This window comes from Marinicella litoralis (assembly GCF_002591915.1).
Classification (GTDB): Bacteria; Pseudomonadota; Gammaproteobacteria; order Xanthomonadales; family Marinicellaceae; genus Marinicella; species Marinicella litoralis.
Genome location: NZ_NIHB01000001.1, coordinates 1,473,067 through 1,487,865, shown reverse-complemented (window position 1 = coordinate 1,487,865; position 14,799 = coordinate 1,473,067). Strand labels below are relative to the sequence as shown.

The window sequence follows — 14,799 nt, the reverse complement described above, 5'->3', positions numbered from 1 at the left end:
TTTAGCCTACCAAGCCCGCTTTTTCTTCCCTGTCCCTCAACTGTGAGGGCTGCGTATTATCGCTTAAAAAATTCCCTTTGCAAGCCTTTTTTTTAATTCTTTCAAATTAATCCAAACTGCCTTTTTAATACAACCAATTTCCGTCTCGGCCTTCCCTTGAGTGTCTCAAGAGGATGCGAATTATAGCCTCACTTTCCTGGATGTAAACCCCTTTGTGACAATTTAATGAAATTAATTGATGCCGCTTAAATATCCACCAAGCAGGAATCACATCATACCTAGATTTGCTCTGATTTGGGTCGTGTCATGGACTGAATTTTTCTGTAAGCATTTGGCTTGGCATATTGCATGCCTGACATATTATGTATGAATCGACCGGCTAACAGTTCACCCCTGGCCTCTAAGGTTTGCAGTTCAAATGAAACCGTCCTCCATTTGACCGGCAGGTCTTCCTTGTTCCATATGTCATAACTGAGCACGCCATAACGCTGCAACATAATGTGGATGTAAGCACTGACATCAACTTGCTTGGTTTTAATCACACTCCACCTACCCATCATCTCTAGGTATCCATAATTATTGGCATGCTTTTTGGCTTTAAGTAATTGTCGCCTCCTCTCTGCAGGAGATTGTGAAAACACGCGCAATGCCTGAAATCCATCCGCTACAATCAGCCCGTGTTTAATTAATTGAATCAATACTTGCTCCAATTCAACTGGCATCAAATCAGTTAAATCCAAAACCTCCCTAAAGAACATCGCGCCACGCTTGTTTAACAATTCTAGCACCATCAGTGACTTGCTGTTCATCGGAAGGATGTTGTCTTGTGCTGGAAACAAATGGGACAACTTGCTTTCCAAGAATGTAAATTGAGTTTTTTTAATACTCATTTGATTCAAGTCATCAGAAACCAATTTAGCTTTGGCTCTCTTCCATATATATTGACCACTTTGGCACAACATATCTAACATCATGCCATGATAATCCTCAACTCGGGGTTTCAACACATCGTTTTCCCAGTCCTGAACATTGGCTGCGTAACCTTGCCATTGGTTCAACACTTGACTTAAGCCCTCTACACCCACAGCAGGTTTATTGATGAACTGCCAGTCGGATAAAAAGTCGTTGTAAGCATCCGCAGATAAAGTAACAACCGCTCTTCTGAACCGATTCAGTTGTGATTTACGCAGCTTGGCCAAATGATTGCGTTCTATCCATTGGTCTTGTTTAAATTGAAAGGCCACCCCATTAATCTCCAATTGAATCAATACTTGCTGCAAAACACTGGCAGCCACGGGTATTCTTTTGTGTATCTGTTCAAAGGCAATCAAGCCACTTAGTGTCAACCGGTTACCTACCATATTCAACAAATCTGCACGTTCAAGTTCGGCTGGTTGCTCGGTCAATAGCACTAACAGGTTCTTGTATTTTGGGCTGATATACACATCAATTCCTTTTATGTCATGCCGTAAAACCTTACCTTGGTCCATCAGCGACTGCAGACCCGCTGAAAATTGAACCGCTTCATCCGGCCACAAGATGCCCATAAAAAACACGTATTCCTGCAACTCATCTAAATCCCTGACTTTGGGTCTTATGTGTGAATTGAATTCAGTGATGTCCTGAGGATTTAAGCCTATGGTAGCAAATGACTGGTCCAAAGATTGTGACTGTACGGCCAAAGTTCGCCGCTCCTCTGCTGGGGCTTCATCCAAGAAAGCATAGTTTCTGGCATTGATAATCGCCAGTGAGGTCGGCGAAGGAGTGTGGCTGTCAATATAATGTATGTTGATCTTACCCACATCAATTTGATGCAAAATATCGGCGAGCTTATCAACATCCATAATACCTAAAGTGCAGTCATTTATGGTCTGTTCAACCAAAGGATGGTCAGGGACTGTGCGACTACCGGCGATGTTTTCTGCACAAGCAATTTGTTCTGGGAATATCTCTGCCACCAAATCTTCCGCCTCATTGCGCTGAAACTGAGGTAAGACCCTTTTTCCTCCCCTGCGCCTTTTAACAGCCAAAGCAACAGAAGCATTCCAACGCCATTGGGTAACAAAAAAGGGAGTGTCCAACAAAGCCTGAATCAATACCTCTTTGACGGAGTCCGCTTTGAGGTATCCTTTTATGGTTGCTAATTCAAAACTGTGGGTCGAGCTTAAGGACAATATCAAAGCATCTTCCAATGCAGCGGCTTGCAACTCAAAATTGAATTGACGACAAAACTTCTTCCTTAAAGCCAAACCCCATGCACGATTAACTCTTGAGCCAAAAACTGAATGAATCACCAAATGCATGTCATTATTTCCATCAAAAAACCTTTCTACCACCACATCTTGTTGTGACGGAAACACTTGCAGTACGTCTTTGGTTTTTTGTGTGTAGTTAATCAACTGATCCAACCCCAGTTGATTAACGGGAAGTTCTGAAGGTGGCTCCTTCATCCCTGTCTCAATATAACGATCTAAATCATGACGCAAATCAGAAACCGCTCGGCTGAGTTCATCTGAACGCCACATTTGAACACCAAACCAAAACGGAATATTTGGTGGTTGTCCGGCGGCATCTTCAACAAATACCACTCCGGTTTGGACTTTTAAAATGCGGTAAGAGTGGTTGCCTAATTGAAAAATATCTCCTGGAATACTTTCAAATGAAAAATCTTCATTGAGCGAACCAATTTTCAAATCATCGGGTAGTAACCTGACATCATAATCAAATTGATCAGGAATGGTGCCTCCGTTCAACAAGGCTGTTAATGATGCCGCCTTTCTTGGTCTGATTTCACCAGTGATTTCATCATAAAAAACCAATGCCTTTTGAAAAGTCGACCGTCCTGAATATCCATCCGCCAACATTTGTACCACTTGAGTAAACTGTTGTTCGGTAAGGCTGTTATATAATGAAGCAGTTTTATATAAATGATACAGTTGCGAAAGCTGCCAGTTTTTTTGCGAAACCTCAGCCACAATCTGCTGAGCCAATACATCCAATGGCTGAATCGGAAATTGAGTTAGTTCCAATTGGTCGCTGTCAATGGCTCTGAACAGCGCAGTCGCTTCCAACAAGTCATCAATGGTTAACGGAAAGATCATGCCTTTGGGGGTTCTGTTCACTCCATGACCTGAACGACCAACCCTTTGTAAGAAGGCCTGAATACTGCCTGGTGAACCCAGTTGACAAACCAGGTCTACGTCTCCAATATCAATACCAAGTTCCAAGGAAGCCGTGGCTACAATGGCTTTTAACTTGCCAGCTTTAAGCGCCTGTTCGGCCAGTAAACGATGCTCTTTTGCCAAAGAGCCATGATGTGCAGTCACCCAATCTTGACCTACCCGCTCCGCCAAATGTTTAGCAACCCGCTCTGCCAACCGCCTGTTATTAACAAAAACCAAAGTGGTTCTGTGTTGTTTGATGGCCGTAGCCAGCAACTCATATATTTCACCCCACTGTTCATTTGAAATCACCGCAGACAGCGGGCTCGCTACAATTTCAATGGATAAATCCATGGTCCTGCGGTGTCCTAAATTCACCACTTCGGAAAACTCAGGATGCAAAATGTAATTTTGCATTTTCTCAATCGGCCTTTGGGTGGCAGAAATGGCAATTCTTTGTGGCCTTCGTAATGCCAATGCCTCTAACCTCATTAAAGTCAACAACAGATGTGCGCCTCTTTTATTGGATGCCAAAGCGTGGACTTCATCGACTATAACCGTCTCAACCCCATTCATCATGGCACGACCGGCCTTCGAAGTCAGGATGTTGTATAAGGATTCTGGTGTGGTAACTAAAATATGCGGTGGTTGACGTTTTATCTTTTCACGTTCATAGCTGACCGTATCTCCAGTCCAAACAGCCGATGTCAATTGAAACTGTTCCTTATGTAATGCATTCAAATCGCACAATGGTGTCTGTAAATTCAAGTTAATGTCATTTGACAAGGCCTTCAAGGGAGAAACATAAATCACTTTTAATCCCGTTGATTCATCAGCCTGAGATTCGAAAAGTTGATTGATGGCACTTAAAAAGGCAGCCAATGTCTTACCCGAACCAGTAGGCGCAGAAACCAAAACATCCTTGCCTGTTTTGATTTTTTGCCAGGCCGCTTGTTGCACAGGTGTAGGCTTTTTAAACTTTTTAGCGAACCATTGGTTGATGACTTGATTAAACATTTGGCAAAGTGGACCTTAACAATTATAATGCGGCGGTTAAATTAATTTAGAAAACACAGGATAATTCATGAGTGACCAAGATTCGATATTTTTTAGAAATTTTTCTCTATTGCTGGGCGCATTGGTTTTACTGACCATTATTTTGGCCTTGGTAGGCATTTCAATGCAAAACAAATTGGTTGCGAATGTCCAAGGAGAGGCCGATCGAACTTCGATTCAGGAATCCATTAAACCTATCGCAGCTGTTAATACCGATCCCAATGCTGTCACTGAAGCAGCCCCAGTAGTATTGGCCGCAGCCTTTGACGGTTCTTTGGATGGTGAAATGATTTATAACAATGTATGTTCAGCCTGTCACACAACGGGTGCAGGTGGAGCACCTAAATTGATTGCCACTGAATGGGATGACCGCATTGCACAAGGCGAAGAAACATTGCTGCTTCACGCCATCGAAGGCTACATGGGTGAAAACGGTTTGATGCCAGCCAAAGGTGGAAGAATGGACTTAACAGACGAACAAGTTCAAGTGACTGTCTTATACATGACTGACAACTTAGAATAACAATTCCTTCTGGAACAAATCAAAAAAGCGGCTAATGAGGCCGCTTTTTTTATGCCATCAAATTATTTTTCAAGCAAGCAACCAATCTATTTTGCATCTTTTGCCAACTCATCATCTTCACTTTGTTTGTCAAATATTTTGCTTTCAGCATAATGAATAACCCGTTGCGGGAATGGCACTTCAATCTTGTATTTATTGAAAGCCGTATCCAGCTCCCATAAAAAAGAAGCTTTGATTCGATTAGGTCTCCTCACACCATATTTAGAAACCCAAACCAATAACACGAAATCAATTGAATTATCACCAAATCCAGTCATCCAAACTTCCGGTTCTTTGCCTTTCATATTGGTCAATGTATAACTGACATTTTCAGCGGCTTCAATCGCTGCTGCACGCACCTTTTCCTTGTCTGTTCCATAAGCCACACCAAAAGGTATTTTGACCCGTTTGATCGAATCTCTTAAAGTCCAGTTGATGATTTTATTGGTCACTAAATCGGAATTAGGAATAACCACATCAATGTTGTCATTGGTGTTTATCCGGGTACTTCTTGCATTGATTTCCATCACAGAACCAGTGAATCCATCTTCCATTTCTATGTAATCACCCACCTTCAAACTGCGTTCAAACATGATGGTCAAACCTGATACAAAATTACTCACAATATTTTGCAGACCAAAACCAATACCAACTGACAAGGCACCAGCAATCAAAGTTAAGTTGGTAAAATCTATCCCCAATGTGGTGAAACCAGCAATGGTGGCAACGAAGATAATCAAATAATGAATCAATTTATCAAGAATGAAAAACACCGATGATTTATCAACTTGTCGCCGTTCCTCAACCCGGCGAATAATAAAGCGAACAAACTTAGACACCACGTAACCAATCAGCACAATGATAATTAGCCGCAACAAAGGCATCAGTGTGATCGGTGTTTCGTTGATTTTAAACAAGGTCTTATTGGCCATCTTTTCAAAGCCGCTCCATGCGAATTGCCCATAAGATTTAACCTGAGCCCAGACTCGATTTAAGCCACTTTTGCTGTCAATAACTTGTTCTGTTAACAAACCCTCGATGAAGGTCACTTGCTCTAAATGCCAACCCAAATCTTCCAAATCCAATAACAATTCTTGAGCCAAGCGGGTTCGTTTTAAGGCAGCGTCTCTGATCTTTTTGATTTTCTTGAAATCAGGCCCCAGCGCTGGAGAAATCAGAATGTCTTGCGCCAAAGCCTTCCATTTGACTTGATTGGCTTCGGTTTTTGTTTTAATCAAATTGGCAATGTTGACATGTTTCAACACTTCATCATCATCAAGTTCCATTTCAGGCTGGGTGCTTCTGATCCAATCAAATTGTGCCTTGGCTTTGACCTGTTGTAATTCAAGCTTATTTAAAGCAAGCATATGACTGGCTAACTCAAGTTTTTTGATGTCAGTCAAAAAACCTCCAATGATGCTGTCTTCTTCTGGACTGGCAATTTTTAAATTGGCGGCCTGAACTTTGACACTGACCACGTCAATCTGCTCAGCCACGTTGGTTAACAACTCATCCAGTTCCTCAATTCGTTCTACATCGGGCTGAATTAACTGCACTGCATCTGCCAAATGATTCTGTAAATCCAGCAGTTGTTTATCGACCAAAGCTTGTTTATTGACCAGAACCTCTACTTGCCTTTCATACAAAGCGACCCAGGACCTTGCTTCAATCCACAACAAGCCAGTTTCCAATCGGGTCAATGACTCTGATGGCAAATTTCGATGCTTAACAATTAAATCATCCATGGCTTGATTCTGAGCCTTTGCATCATTTCGCAACAAATCAATGTCTTCTTGCCGTTGATTTTGAGTGTTTTTAATGTCTCGAATCCGCTGCTTATAAGCATAAATTTCAGCCAATGAATAAGCGGCCTTTTTCTCATAGACAATGGGGTCGATCGTCACTTCTGACGATGCTGTTTTTGTCAGTTGATTTAAATTGTTTTTAAATTGTGATATGGCTTGGATTGCCGCATTGTTTAGATTGTATTTTTCAACATCGGTGTAAACTTGCAACTCATCAGCCATCTGATTCAGTTGAAAATAAGGATCTTCTGGTGGTGAATTTTTTATGGCTTCCTGCCACCATTTAACCTTCAATGAATTAGGTGATGGCGTGGTATAACCCTGTGCCTTGTCCCCACCAGTTAATAAATCAAGGGGGTTCTGAGCGATGGCGGCGTTGTTGGCCAAAAAACCAAAGAATGTGAAAACAACCCAGACCATGAGAAAGTTCTGGTTGCTTCGATAGCTTGGTTTGCTTTTAATATTCCACATGCTCATCCGGTCAATTTTAATCAGTCTTTATCTGACTATATTAACATGATTCGCAGAAAGTCGCGTGTGGGTATAATCTAAATTATAATTGAAAAATCCTTTTCTTACCTGCCAAACAAATACAATTATTCAACCACAGTGGTCCAACGGTATGTGTCATTGTTTTTCCCTGTCTGAATGCCTGTTAACTTGGCTTTCAACTGCACCGACTTTTCACCTATTTTGCCATCGCCCAGCAGATATTCTTTTCCATGATAAATCAGCGAACCCACAGGTGATAACACCGCAGCCGTTCCAGACAAGAAAGCTTCGGATTCAGGCAGCCAAGCCAACAATTCATCCACTGTATAGTCTATTTCCTTGATTTGATAGCCTTGTTCAGCGGCCAATTTAAGAATCGAATCACGTGTAATGCCAGGTAAAATGGAACCATCCAACTTCTTGGTGATGACCTCATTTCCTTTAAGCAATATAAAATTGGCAGCACCCGTCTCCTGTACTTGACCTCCAGGGCAGAACAGCACTTGATCGGCGCCAAATTCCGCACGCGCTTGAGTCACAGAACCCAAGGATGCCGCATAATTTCCGCCGGTTTTGACTTGGCCAAACTTAGGTGTTGAACGCATATTCTCATCGTCAATTAAAAGTTTTAAGGGCCTGATGCCGCCAGCAAAGTAATCACCCACCGGTGAAGTAATGACATACAACAAAGCCTCTTTTGAACCACGACCGGCAGCACCAATGTTTAGCTCTGTACCAATCAAAGTCGGCCGAATGTACAATGCGCCCGGCAAGTCTGGAATTTCAGAAACCACTGCTTTGACGGCAGCAAAGATAGATGCCTCCAACAACTCATCACTAGGGACTGGCAAACACAATGCAGCGGCACTGTTGCGCAATCGACGAATGTTGTCTTGATAACGAAATAGATGAATGCTGCCATCAGTCCATCGATAGGCTTTCAATCCTTCAAAACAAGTACTTGAATAATGTAAAACATGGGTGCCAGGATGAAAACTGAACGGTCCAATGGGTTTAACCTCAGGAGCTGTCCAATGATTGTCTTGAAAGTTTGAAACCACCATTTGCGTGGTGAATGCTTGTCCAAATTCGGCCATGTTTGCTTGAATATATTGAAAGGCTGCCTATTCTAACTGATGGAACAAAATGATGATACTTTGTGCTTTGAATAATTCTTAAGATGAATTCGAGCAGGCTAAATCATTATAAATAGCTCACAAAACTTTACACCCAATCAGAGGCCAGCAATTCGCCGGCCATAATCGCCAAACCATCAGCAAAATTTGACTTTAAGCTGCATGCTCAAAGTTTTCCTTTTGATGGGTTTCTTTGGTTTTTAAGCTGCTGATTTTATTTTCACTGTCCACAAACACCAAATTCGGCTGATGACTTTTGGCCTCTTGTGAATCGAGTGAGCAATAGGCGGCAAGAATCACCAAGTCGCCTGGTTGGTTGTGTCGCGCAGCGGCGCCATTCAAGCAAATCTCACCCGGCCCACCTTCAATGACATAGGTGGTTAATCGTGAACCCGAATTACAGTTAAGCACATCGATTTGTTGATTGATTAACAAACCCGCCGCTTGAATCAAATTTGGGCAAATAGAAATGGAGCCCTCATAGTTTAAGTTGGCATCAGTGACTGTGGCTCGGTGAATCTTACTGTGTAGCATGGTTAAATTCATGGACATGATTATTTCCTTGGTTCTTCATTAATTTTATACGCCAGATACAAGCCTTTAAGTACCAGATCTGGAATGATTTCGCTGAATATATTTGAGTCTCGGAACACTGAGGTGAATCCACCTGTACCAATGATGATGGGCTTTTTGCCATCAAATGACCTTTCAGTTAAGCCGTTAATGATTTCTTTCATGGCCCCTTGAGCACCAAAAAACAAGCCTGATTGAATGCTTTCATTGGTTGATTTACCCAGTACATCATCACGTTCTACAATCTCAACTGAACCTAACTTAGAGGCACCTGATTCCAGTGCCTTCATCGACATCTTCATTCCTGCCATGATCACACCACCCATATATAATTTCTGTGCTGAAATGGCACAAAATGTGGTGGCAGTGCCTAAATCGATGATGATGACATTTTGTTTGGGATATAAATGGGTAACGGCTATGGCATTGGCTATTCGATCTGCACCCACTTCCAATGGATTGCGATAGGCAATTTGCAGCCCAGTTTTAACCCCTGCTTGTAAAACAAATGGCTCAAGGTTGAAATATTTTTGACAACAGGCATTGATTGGATACAGCACTTCAGGAACCACTGAACATAAGGATATCGCTTCAATGTCGCGCGGATCAATGTCATTTTCTCTGAGTACACTGCGCAAAAACACACCATATTCATCTGAGGATGCACCGGTTTTTGACGCCATTCGAAATTGAACTTGGAGCTGATCATTATCAAACACCCCACCATGCATGTGGCTGTTACCAATATCTAAACACAAAATCATGCTGCACCTCCAATGAATCCAAGCACCGTATCTGCCATCGCTTGGACATTGTCACAACTGACTGAATCTTCCAAATGACTGTACAAGCAAAAACCATGGGTACTGTCTGAAATTTCGTTCAGGTCATTGTGTGCAACAAAATCCACTGCACTTTGTTTCAACAGCTTGGCAATAGCCGCTTTTTTGACCGCATCATCACTTGAATTGGTTAATTTAAAAGCCACCACTTTCACCGCTGAGTTGTTCGACCATGATTTAACCGATGAAACCAACTTGGGTTGTTTGGTTAACTGTAACTGAACCTCATCTGCTGTGGGTAATTTCACACCTCTTCCGGCTGTAAAATGGATCCCATCTAACCGCACAGAAGAAACCTTGAAGTCACTGACTGCTGCGGCTTGAAAAACCACATCAAAATGACTGTTGGCGAGTGATTTTTGCATGGCTGAAGACAGTTCATCAAATGTCTCGTATATCAGTTGTGTTACGTTTTTATTGGGCCTGACTGCAGTTTTAGCACCCAACCAAGTCACTTCATGACCTAAACTCGCCAAATGATCTACCAATTCAGCTCCGGTTTGACCACTGCTACAATTTCCGATGTATCTGACGCCATCGATATACTCTTTGGTTCCACCTGCAGTCACCAAAATTTTCATAAACACACCCCCATCAAAGCTGCTCTACTTGTTTCATAATGTCTGCCACTTCTGGCATCCTACCTTCACCACTTTCACCACAAGCCAGGCTGCCTGCATTTGGCATCATTACTTTGATGCCCCAAGCACTTAATTTGTTGATGGCACTTTGCGTGGCTGGGTATTGCCACATCATGGTGTTCATCGCTGGCACCAACCACATTGGTTTTCCTGTTTCTTGGGCATGACTGTATGCCGCAATCCAAACCGTGGTCACCACATCATCAGCGATTCCAGCAGCTAATTTATTGATTACATTGGCTGTGGCTGGACATAAAATAATTTGATCGGCCCATCGACTGACACGGATGTGATCCATCATGGCACCCACTTCATAGGTTGTACTCATGACTTTTTGTTGACTTAAACCTTCCAGAGTAGCCAAGCCAACAAAATTTAAAGCACCTGGTGAACACACCACTTTGACTTCATCACCTTGTTTTACCCATTCTGATATTAAACTGGTGGCTTTGGCGCAGGCAATGGAACCAGTCATCAAGATCAATCGTTTCATGCTTTATCCCCTGGCATGTCATAAGGTACATTATCGATCAATCTTATTTCTCCCAAAGTAGCAGCGACCAATAACCTATCGCCCATAACAGCTAAATAGTCCACATCAAATCCTATGGTATTTAAGTGTTCAGTTTTTTCTTTCAAAGTACTGTCTGAATTCAATGTGGCATACAACTGAGGAGCCACTTTTCGTTCAATCGCTGACAACCTCAAATTTCGTGAACTCATGGCCAAGCCATCGGCTTCACGGACAATGGGACAAGATACAATTTGAGTGTTAATAAAAAACGCTTTAACCATACCTTTGATCAGCGCCAACTGTTGAAAATCTTTTTCCCCAAAAAATGCTTGGTTTGGTTGGACTAAATTCAACAATTTCATCACCACCGTCAAAACACCATCAAAATGGCCCGGCCTGTGTGCACCGCAAAATTGAGTACTCAAGTCTTTTTCAGTTAATTGGTATATGTAATTGTCAGGGTACATCAATTCAAAAGTAGGCATAAATACCGCGTCTACACCTGACTGGGCCAATTGGCTTAAATCCTCATCCAGGGTATTTGGATATTTTTCAAAATCATTGGCTTGATTGAACTGAGTGGGATTGACAAAGATACTGACCACCACATGTTCATTGCTGCTTTTGGCTGCATTGACCAAAGACAGGTGCCCAGCATGCAATGCACCCATGGTAGGTACCAAGCCTATATCACCATCCACGTTTTTACGGTAAGCTTGCCATGCATCAATGGAATCGATTCTGAGCATCAATATTGCTCCGATTGATCTGGGTATTGTTTATTTTTGACGTCTTTGGCATAGGCATTGAACGCCTCCAAAAATAATTTTTCTGTGTTTAAATATCGGCGCAAAAATTTTGGACTAAAACTGGATGAAAATCCCAGCATGTCTTGTAAAACAAGCACTTGGCCATCGACCGCTGCTCCAGCACCAATACCAATGGTTATCATATTTGTGTATTTTACCAATTCCTTGGTTAGTTCATCAGGTACACACTCCAGAACCACGGAAAAACAGCCCAAAGATTCTAAGGTTTTCGCATCTTCAATGATTTTTTTCTGAGCATCTACCGATTTACCCTGTACCTTAAAACCACCTAATTGATTAACCGATTGCGGGGTCAAGCCCAAATGACCCATTACTGGAATACCCGATTCAACTATGTGTTTGATTAAAGTTTCATTCCCTGTAACCCCTTCTAACTTAATCGCGTGTGCACCTGCTTTCATCAATGTTTCAACTGCCTGCATGTTCTCATCCAAAGATTTTCGATAAGACAAAAAAGGCATGTCTCCAATAATGAATTTATTGGGTGCACCTTTGGCCACCGCCCGAACATGTTGCGCCATGGTGTGGTAATCGATGGGTAATGTCGAGCTTTCACCATGCATGACCATAGCCGCGGAGTCTCCAACTAAAATCATTTCCACATCAGACTGACTCATGATCAGCGCTGATGAATAATCATAACAAGTCAACATGGCCAGTTTTTCGCCGGCTAACTTTTTAGCAACCAATTGATTGATGTTGCTCATACTTGACTCCTTTTAAGTGTCTTAATTTCATTGTCATACACATCACAGAAAGCTTGGTAAAGATTTCCCAATGGGTGGTTAATCAAAGCTTTTTGATGTTTTTTGATTGCATTGGAGTCACCTCTTACCAAGGGTCCTGTGGCTGATGATGCGGGGTCTTTAATAAAATTAGCTGTGTTCTGTTGCAGATACTCGGACATTAAATCTGCAGGAAGTCCCATCTGATGTAATTCTTTACCAGTTGCTTGCCACATCAATTGAGCAAAGTTACCTGCCATCACACACATGGCATGGTACATGCACTTTTGTTCAGGTTTGATGGCGTGTACTGGGTTGCTGAATAATGGAAACAGTTGATTGAATTCAACATGTTCATCAATGACAAATGGAATCGATTGATACCTTGGCAAATCATACAAGCCCTCACCAAAAGTCATTAATGGATGACACCCAGCCGCTTTATCGGTAAACAAGGATCCGGAGAAATGCACCAAGTTTTTGCCTTGTAGTGAAGGCTGCTTAGTGATGAATTCTTCAATCTGATCATCAGGAATCAATAACAAAACCGTTGAAACATCTGTTATGGATGCAGCCAATGAATCATTTGAATGATTGAGAATTTTATTTAATTTTTGCTTAAACAATCCCAACCTGGAACGATTGGATTGTGCGGATGCATTGAATGTATTCGATGGCCGAAACCATTGAACATAAGGCTGACTCACTAATTCAAAATAACGAATCATGTGTTTTGCCATTTTACCATTACCCACAATGGCTATTTTTTCAGGTACCTGTCGATTCACAGATCAAGTCCTCATATATTGTCGATTGATTCAAGAAAACAATCAAATTGATAAGTCACTGTTCACAATGAATCAGTGCTGGTTGAATTATAAGTTTGTTTTTATGAATTTCAAGTGAATGAAAGACAATCAGTCATAAATCCAGTCACACAGAGTCCAAAAACGCTCTGATGCCATCCAAGAACATTTGAACCGCTATGGCAATTAAGATCATTCCCATCAAGCGTTCAATCGCTATCATGCCATTTTTTCCGAGGTATTTTTGCATGGCTGTGGCGGAAAACAAGATGATGGCAGACAGCAACCAGGCAATGAATAAAGCAATGGCTAAAATATCAAATTGCTCCGGGTGTTTGCTGGCCAATAAAATCAGTGTGGCTAAGATTGATGGGCCGGCCACCAATGGAATGGCCAAGGGAACCAAGAACGGCGCTTCATCAGCTTCTTCTTCGTCACCATATTGTCGACTGGCTGGGAATATCATGCGCAGGGCAATGATGAACAATATAATCGCACCGGCCAGTGATACTGATACCTGTTCTAGATGAAGGAAATCCAACATCTGTTTACCAAAAAATAAAAATAAAAACAAAATGGCCAAAGCCAACAACAATTCTCTGGCAAGTACTTGGAACCGGTTTTCAACCTTCTCTAACTGTGTCAGAAATATGGGGATGTTTCCTAAAGGGTCAAGAATTAAAAACAGCAGTATGGTTGCAGATAAAATATCCATAAATTAATCCTAAAAAAAAAAGCCAGTGACTTAATGAAAATCACTGGCCTTGTTGACTCTATGATTTAATGAATCAAAAGGGCCAGATGTCTTTCCATTGAAGAACATCTGTTGATAAATCCAAATCACCCTCAGATAAGTATTGGTGATTGGGATAATTGGCAGCCAACATTTGCTTACTTTGTTCGGCAAGCTCTGGCTCATCAAGTGTTTCATACGACTCAACCATCAAAGCCAAGGCATTGGCTACAGATGGGGTGTCTTGAAATGACTCCAAAACAAATTTAGCTCGATTAACCGCAGCAATTGGAGCCCCACGGCGCAAATAATAGGTTGCCACTTGGACCTCATAAGCTGCCAATTGATTCTTTAAGTAAACCATGCGTTTTTTGGCATCTGGTGCATATGAGCTGTCAGGGTATCTTTCAATGAAATTCTTAAATGCAGTGAAGGCATTGCGTATATTATCCTGATTTCTATCAGCTGATTTATCTGGGTTCATTCTTTGCATGAATCCCCGATCGCTGTCGAAATATATCAAGCCTTTAAGGTAATAAGCATAATCAAGATTTTTATGAGCTGGATAATTTTTGATGAAACGATCGACAGATGTTACCGCTTGCTCCATACGGAACAACTTATACTGCGCATAAGCCAACTCCAATGAACCTTGTTCGGTATAATGCCCGAATGGGTAATGAGAACGCAATGCTTTGTATTTGTCAGCTGCTGTTGACCATACGCCAGCATCCAAAGCCCTTTTTGCGGCCAAATACATTTCTAACGATGTTAATTTAGTGACTTCTACTTCTTTAACTTCGTCTTTTTTTCCACAGCCTTGTAAAAGCAATGTAGCCACTATCAAAAGCAGTAGCCATTTTGTTAAATTTGTTCTGTTGTTTTGCAACATTTATAAACCTCAATTCAAAACCGAACCATCC

At 41.7% G+C, this 14,799-nt stretch carries 13 protein-coding genes; 1 reads left to right on the top strand and 12 read right to left on the bottom strand.

Going from position 1 to position 14,799, the window contains the following annotated elements; all coding sequences use genetic code 11:
- Window positions 1-278: 278 nt before the first annotated feature.
- Window positions 279-4,178, bottom strand: a complete 3,900-nt coding sequence (locus tag CCS90_RS06625) for a DEAD/DEAH box helicase (RefSeq protein WP_099018685.1) — start codon at window positions 4,176-4,178, stop codon at window positions 279-281.
- A 67-nt stretch (window positions 4,179-4,245) separates the two neighbouring features.
- Here CCS90_RS06625 and CCS90_RS06620 point away from each other — a divergent pair, with 67 nt between their 5' ends.
- Window positions 4,246-4,740, top strand: coding sequence for a c-type cytochrome (locus tag CCS90_RS06620; RefSeq protein WP_099018684.1), 495 nt, complete (start codon window positions 4,246-4,248; stop codon window positions 4,738-4,740).
- Between the two features lie 86 nt (window positions 4,741-4,826).
- Here CCS90_RS06620 and CCS90_RS06615 read toward each other — a convergent pair whose 3' ends face one another.
- From CCS90_RS06615 to CCS90_RS06565, 11 genes are all read right to left on the bottom strand, one after another.
- The gene (locus tag CCS90_RS06615) at window positions 4,827-7,004 is read right to left on the bottom strand and encodes a mechanosensitive ion channel family protein (RefSeq protein ID WP_180236500.1); all 2,178 of its coding nucleotides are present in this window, start codon (window positions 7,002-7,004) and stop codon (window positions 4,827-4,829) included.
- A gap of 176 nt (window positions 7,005-7,180) precedes the next feature.
- A complete protein-coding gene (locus tag CCS90_RS06610; RefSeq protein WP_099018682.1) occupies window positions 7,181-8,173 on the bottom strand; it encodes a branched-chain amino acid aminotransferase in 993 nt (330 codons plus the stop codon).
- 192 nt (window positions 8,174-8,365) lie between these two features.
- Window positions 8,366-8,758, bottom strand: a complete 393-nt coding sequence (panD, locus tag CCS90_RS06605; RefSeq protein WP_099018772.1) for an aspartate 1-decarboxylase — start codon at window positions 8,756-8,758, stop codon at window positions 8,366-8,368.
- Between the two features lie 8 nt (window positions 8,759-8,766).
- The gene (locus CCS90_RS06600; RefSeq protein ID WP_099018681.1) at window positions 8,767-9,549 is read right to left on the bottom strand and encodes a type III pantothenate kinase; all 783 of its coding nucleotides are present in this window, start codon (window positions 9,547-9,549) and stop codon (window positions 8,767-8,769) included.
- On the bottom strand, window positions 9,546-10,208 hold the full coding sequence (locus CCS90_RS06595; RefSeq protein ID WP_099018680.1) for a phosphopantothenoylcysteine decarboxylase domain-containing protein: 663 nt from the start codon (window positions 10,206-10,208) through the stop codon (window positions 9,546-9,548). Before CCS90_RS06595 ends, CCS90_RS06600 begins: the two co-directional genes overlap by 4 nt.
- Before the next feature lie 13 nt (window positions 10,209-10,221).
- The gene (locus tag CCS90_RS06590; RefSeq protein WP_099018679.1) at window positions 10,222-10,761 is read right to left on the bottom strand and encodes a flavoprotein; all 540 of its coding nucleotides are present in this window, start codon (window positions 10,759-10,761) and stop codon (window positions 10,222-10,224) included.
- The gene (panC, locus tag CCS90_RS06585; RefSeq protein WP_099018678.1) at window positions 10,758-11,531 is read right to left on the bottom strand and encodes a pantoate--beta-alanine ligase; all 774 of its coding nucleotides are present in this window, start codon (window positions 11,529-11,531) and stop codon (window positions 10,758-10,760) included. The genes CCS90_RS06590 and panC overlap by 4 nt, the downstream gene beginning before the upstream one ends.
- Window positions 11,531-12,319: a 3-methyl-2-oxobutanoate hydroxymethyltransferase gene (gene panB / locus CCS90_RS06580; RefSeq protein ID WP_099018677.1), complete on the bottom strand. Its 789-nt coding sequence runs from the start codon at window positions 12,317-12,319 to the stop codon at window positions 11,531-11,533. The genes panC and panB overlap by 1 nt, the downstream gene beginning before the upstream one ends.
- On the bottom strand, window positions 12,316-13,125 hold the full coding sequence (locus CCS90_RS06575) for a DUF2520 domain-containing protein (protein WP_099018676.1): 810 nt from the start codon (window positions 13,123-13,125) through the stop codon (window positions 12,316-12,318). The genes panB and CCS90_RS06575 overlap by 4 nt, the downstream gene beginning before the upstream one ends.
- A gap of 145 nt (window positions 13,126-13,270) precedes the next feature.
- Complete coding sequence (locus CCS90_RS06570; RefSeq protein ID WP_099018675.1) at window positions 13,271-13,858, bottom strand: YhgN family NAAT transporter; 588 nt, start codon at window positions 13,856-13,858, stop codon at window positions 13,271-13,273.
- Window positions 13,859-13,931: 73 nt separating this feature from the next.
- Entirely contained in the window at window positions 13,932-14,768 is an 837-nt protein-coding gene (locus tag CCS90_RS06565) for an outer membrane protein assembly factor BamD (RefSeq protein ID WP_099018674.1), read from the bottom strand.
- Between the last annotated feature and the right edge of the window lie 31 nt (window positions 14,769-14,799).

Bases quoted from the DNA above. Each gene is read 5' to 3' on its own strand.
- CCS90_RS06610 (WP_099018682.1), bottom strand. From the start codon at position 8,173: ATGGCCGAATTTGGACAAGCATTCACCACGCAAATGGTGGTTTCAAAC.
- CCS90_RS06590 (WP_099018679.1), bottom strand. From the start codon at position 10,761: ATGAAACGATTGATCTTGATGACTGGTTCCATTGCCTGCGCCAAAGCC.
- CCS90_RS06600 (WP_099018681.1), bottom strand. From the start codon at position 9,549: ATGATTTTGTGTTTAGATATTGGTAACAGCCACATGCATGGTGGGGTG.
- panD (WP_099018772.1), bottom strand. From the start codon at position 8,758: ATGAATTTAACCATGCTACACAGTAAGATTCACCGAGCCACAGTCACT.
- CCS90_RS06565 (WP_099018674.1), bottom strand. From the start codon at position 14,768: ATGTTGCAAAACAACAGAACAAATTTAACAAAATGGCTACTGCTTTTG.
- CCS90_RS06570 (WP_099018675.1), bottom strand. From the start codon at position 13,858: ATGGATATTTTATCTGCAACCATACTGCTGTTTTTAATTCTTGACCCT.
- CCS90_RS06615 (WP_180236500.1), bottom strand. From the start codon at position 7,004: ATGGTCTGGGTTGTTTTCACATTCTTTGGTTTTTTGGCCAACAACGCC.
- panB (WP_099018677.1), bottom strand. From the start codon at position 12,319: ATGAGCAACATCAATCAATTGGTTGCTAAAAAGTTAGCCGGCGAAAAA.
- panC (WP_099018678.1), bottom strand. From the start codon at position 11,531: ATGCTCAGAATCGATTCCATTGATGCATGGCAAGCTTACCGTAAAAAC.
- CCS90_RS06620 (WP_099018684.1), top strand. From the start codon at position 4,246: ATGAGTGACCAAGATTCGATATTTTTTAGAAATTTTTCTCTATTGCTG.
- CCS90_RS06595 (WP_099018680.1), bottom strand. From the start codon at position 10,208: ATGAAAATTTTGGTGACTGCAGGTGGAACCAAAGAGTATATCGATGGC.
- CCS90_RS06625 (WP_099018685.1), bottom strand. From the start codon at position 4,178: ATGTTTAATCAAGTCATCAACCAATGGTTCGCTAAAAAGTTTAAAAAG.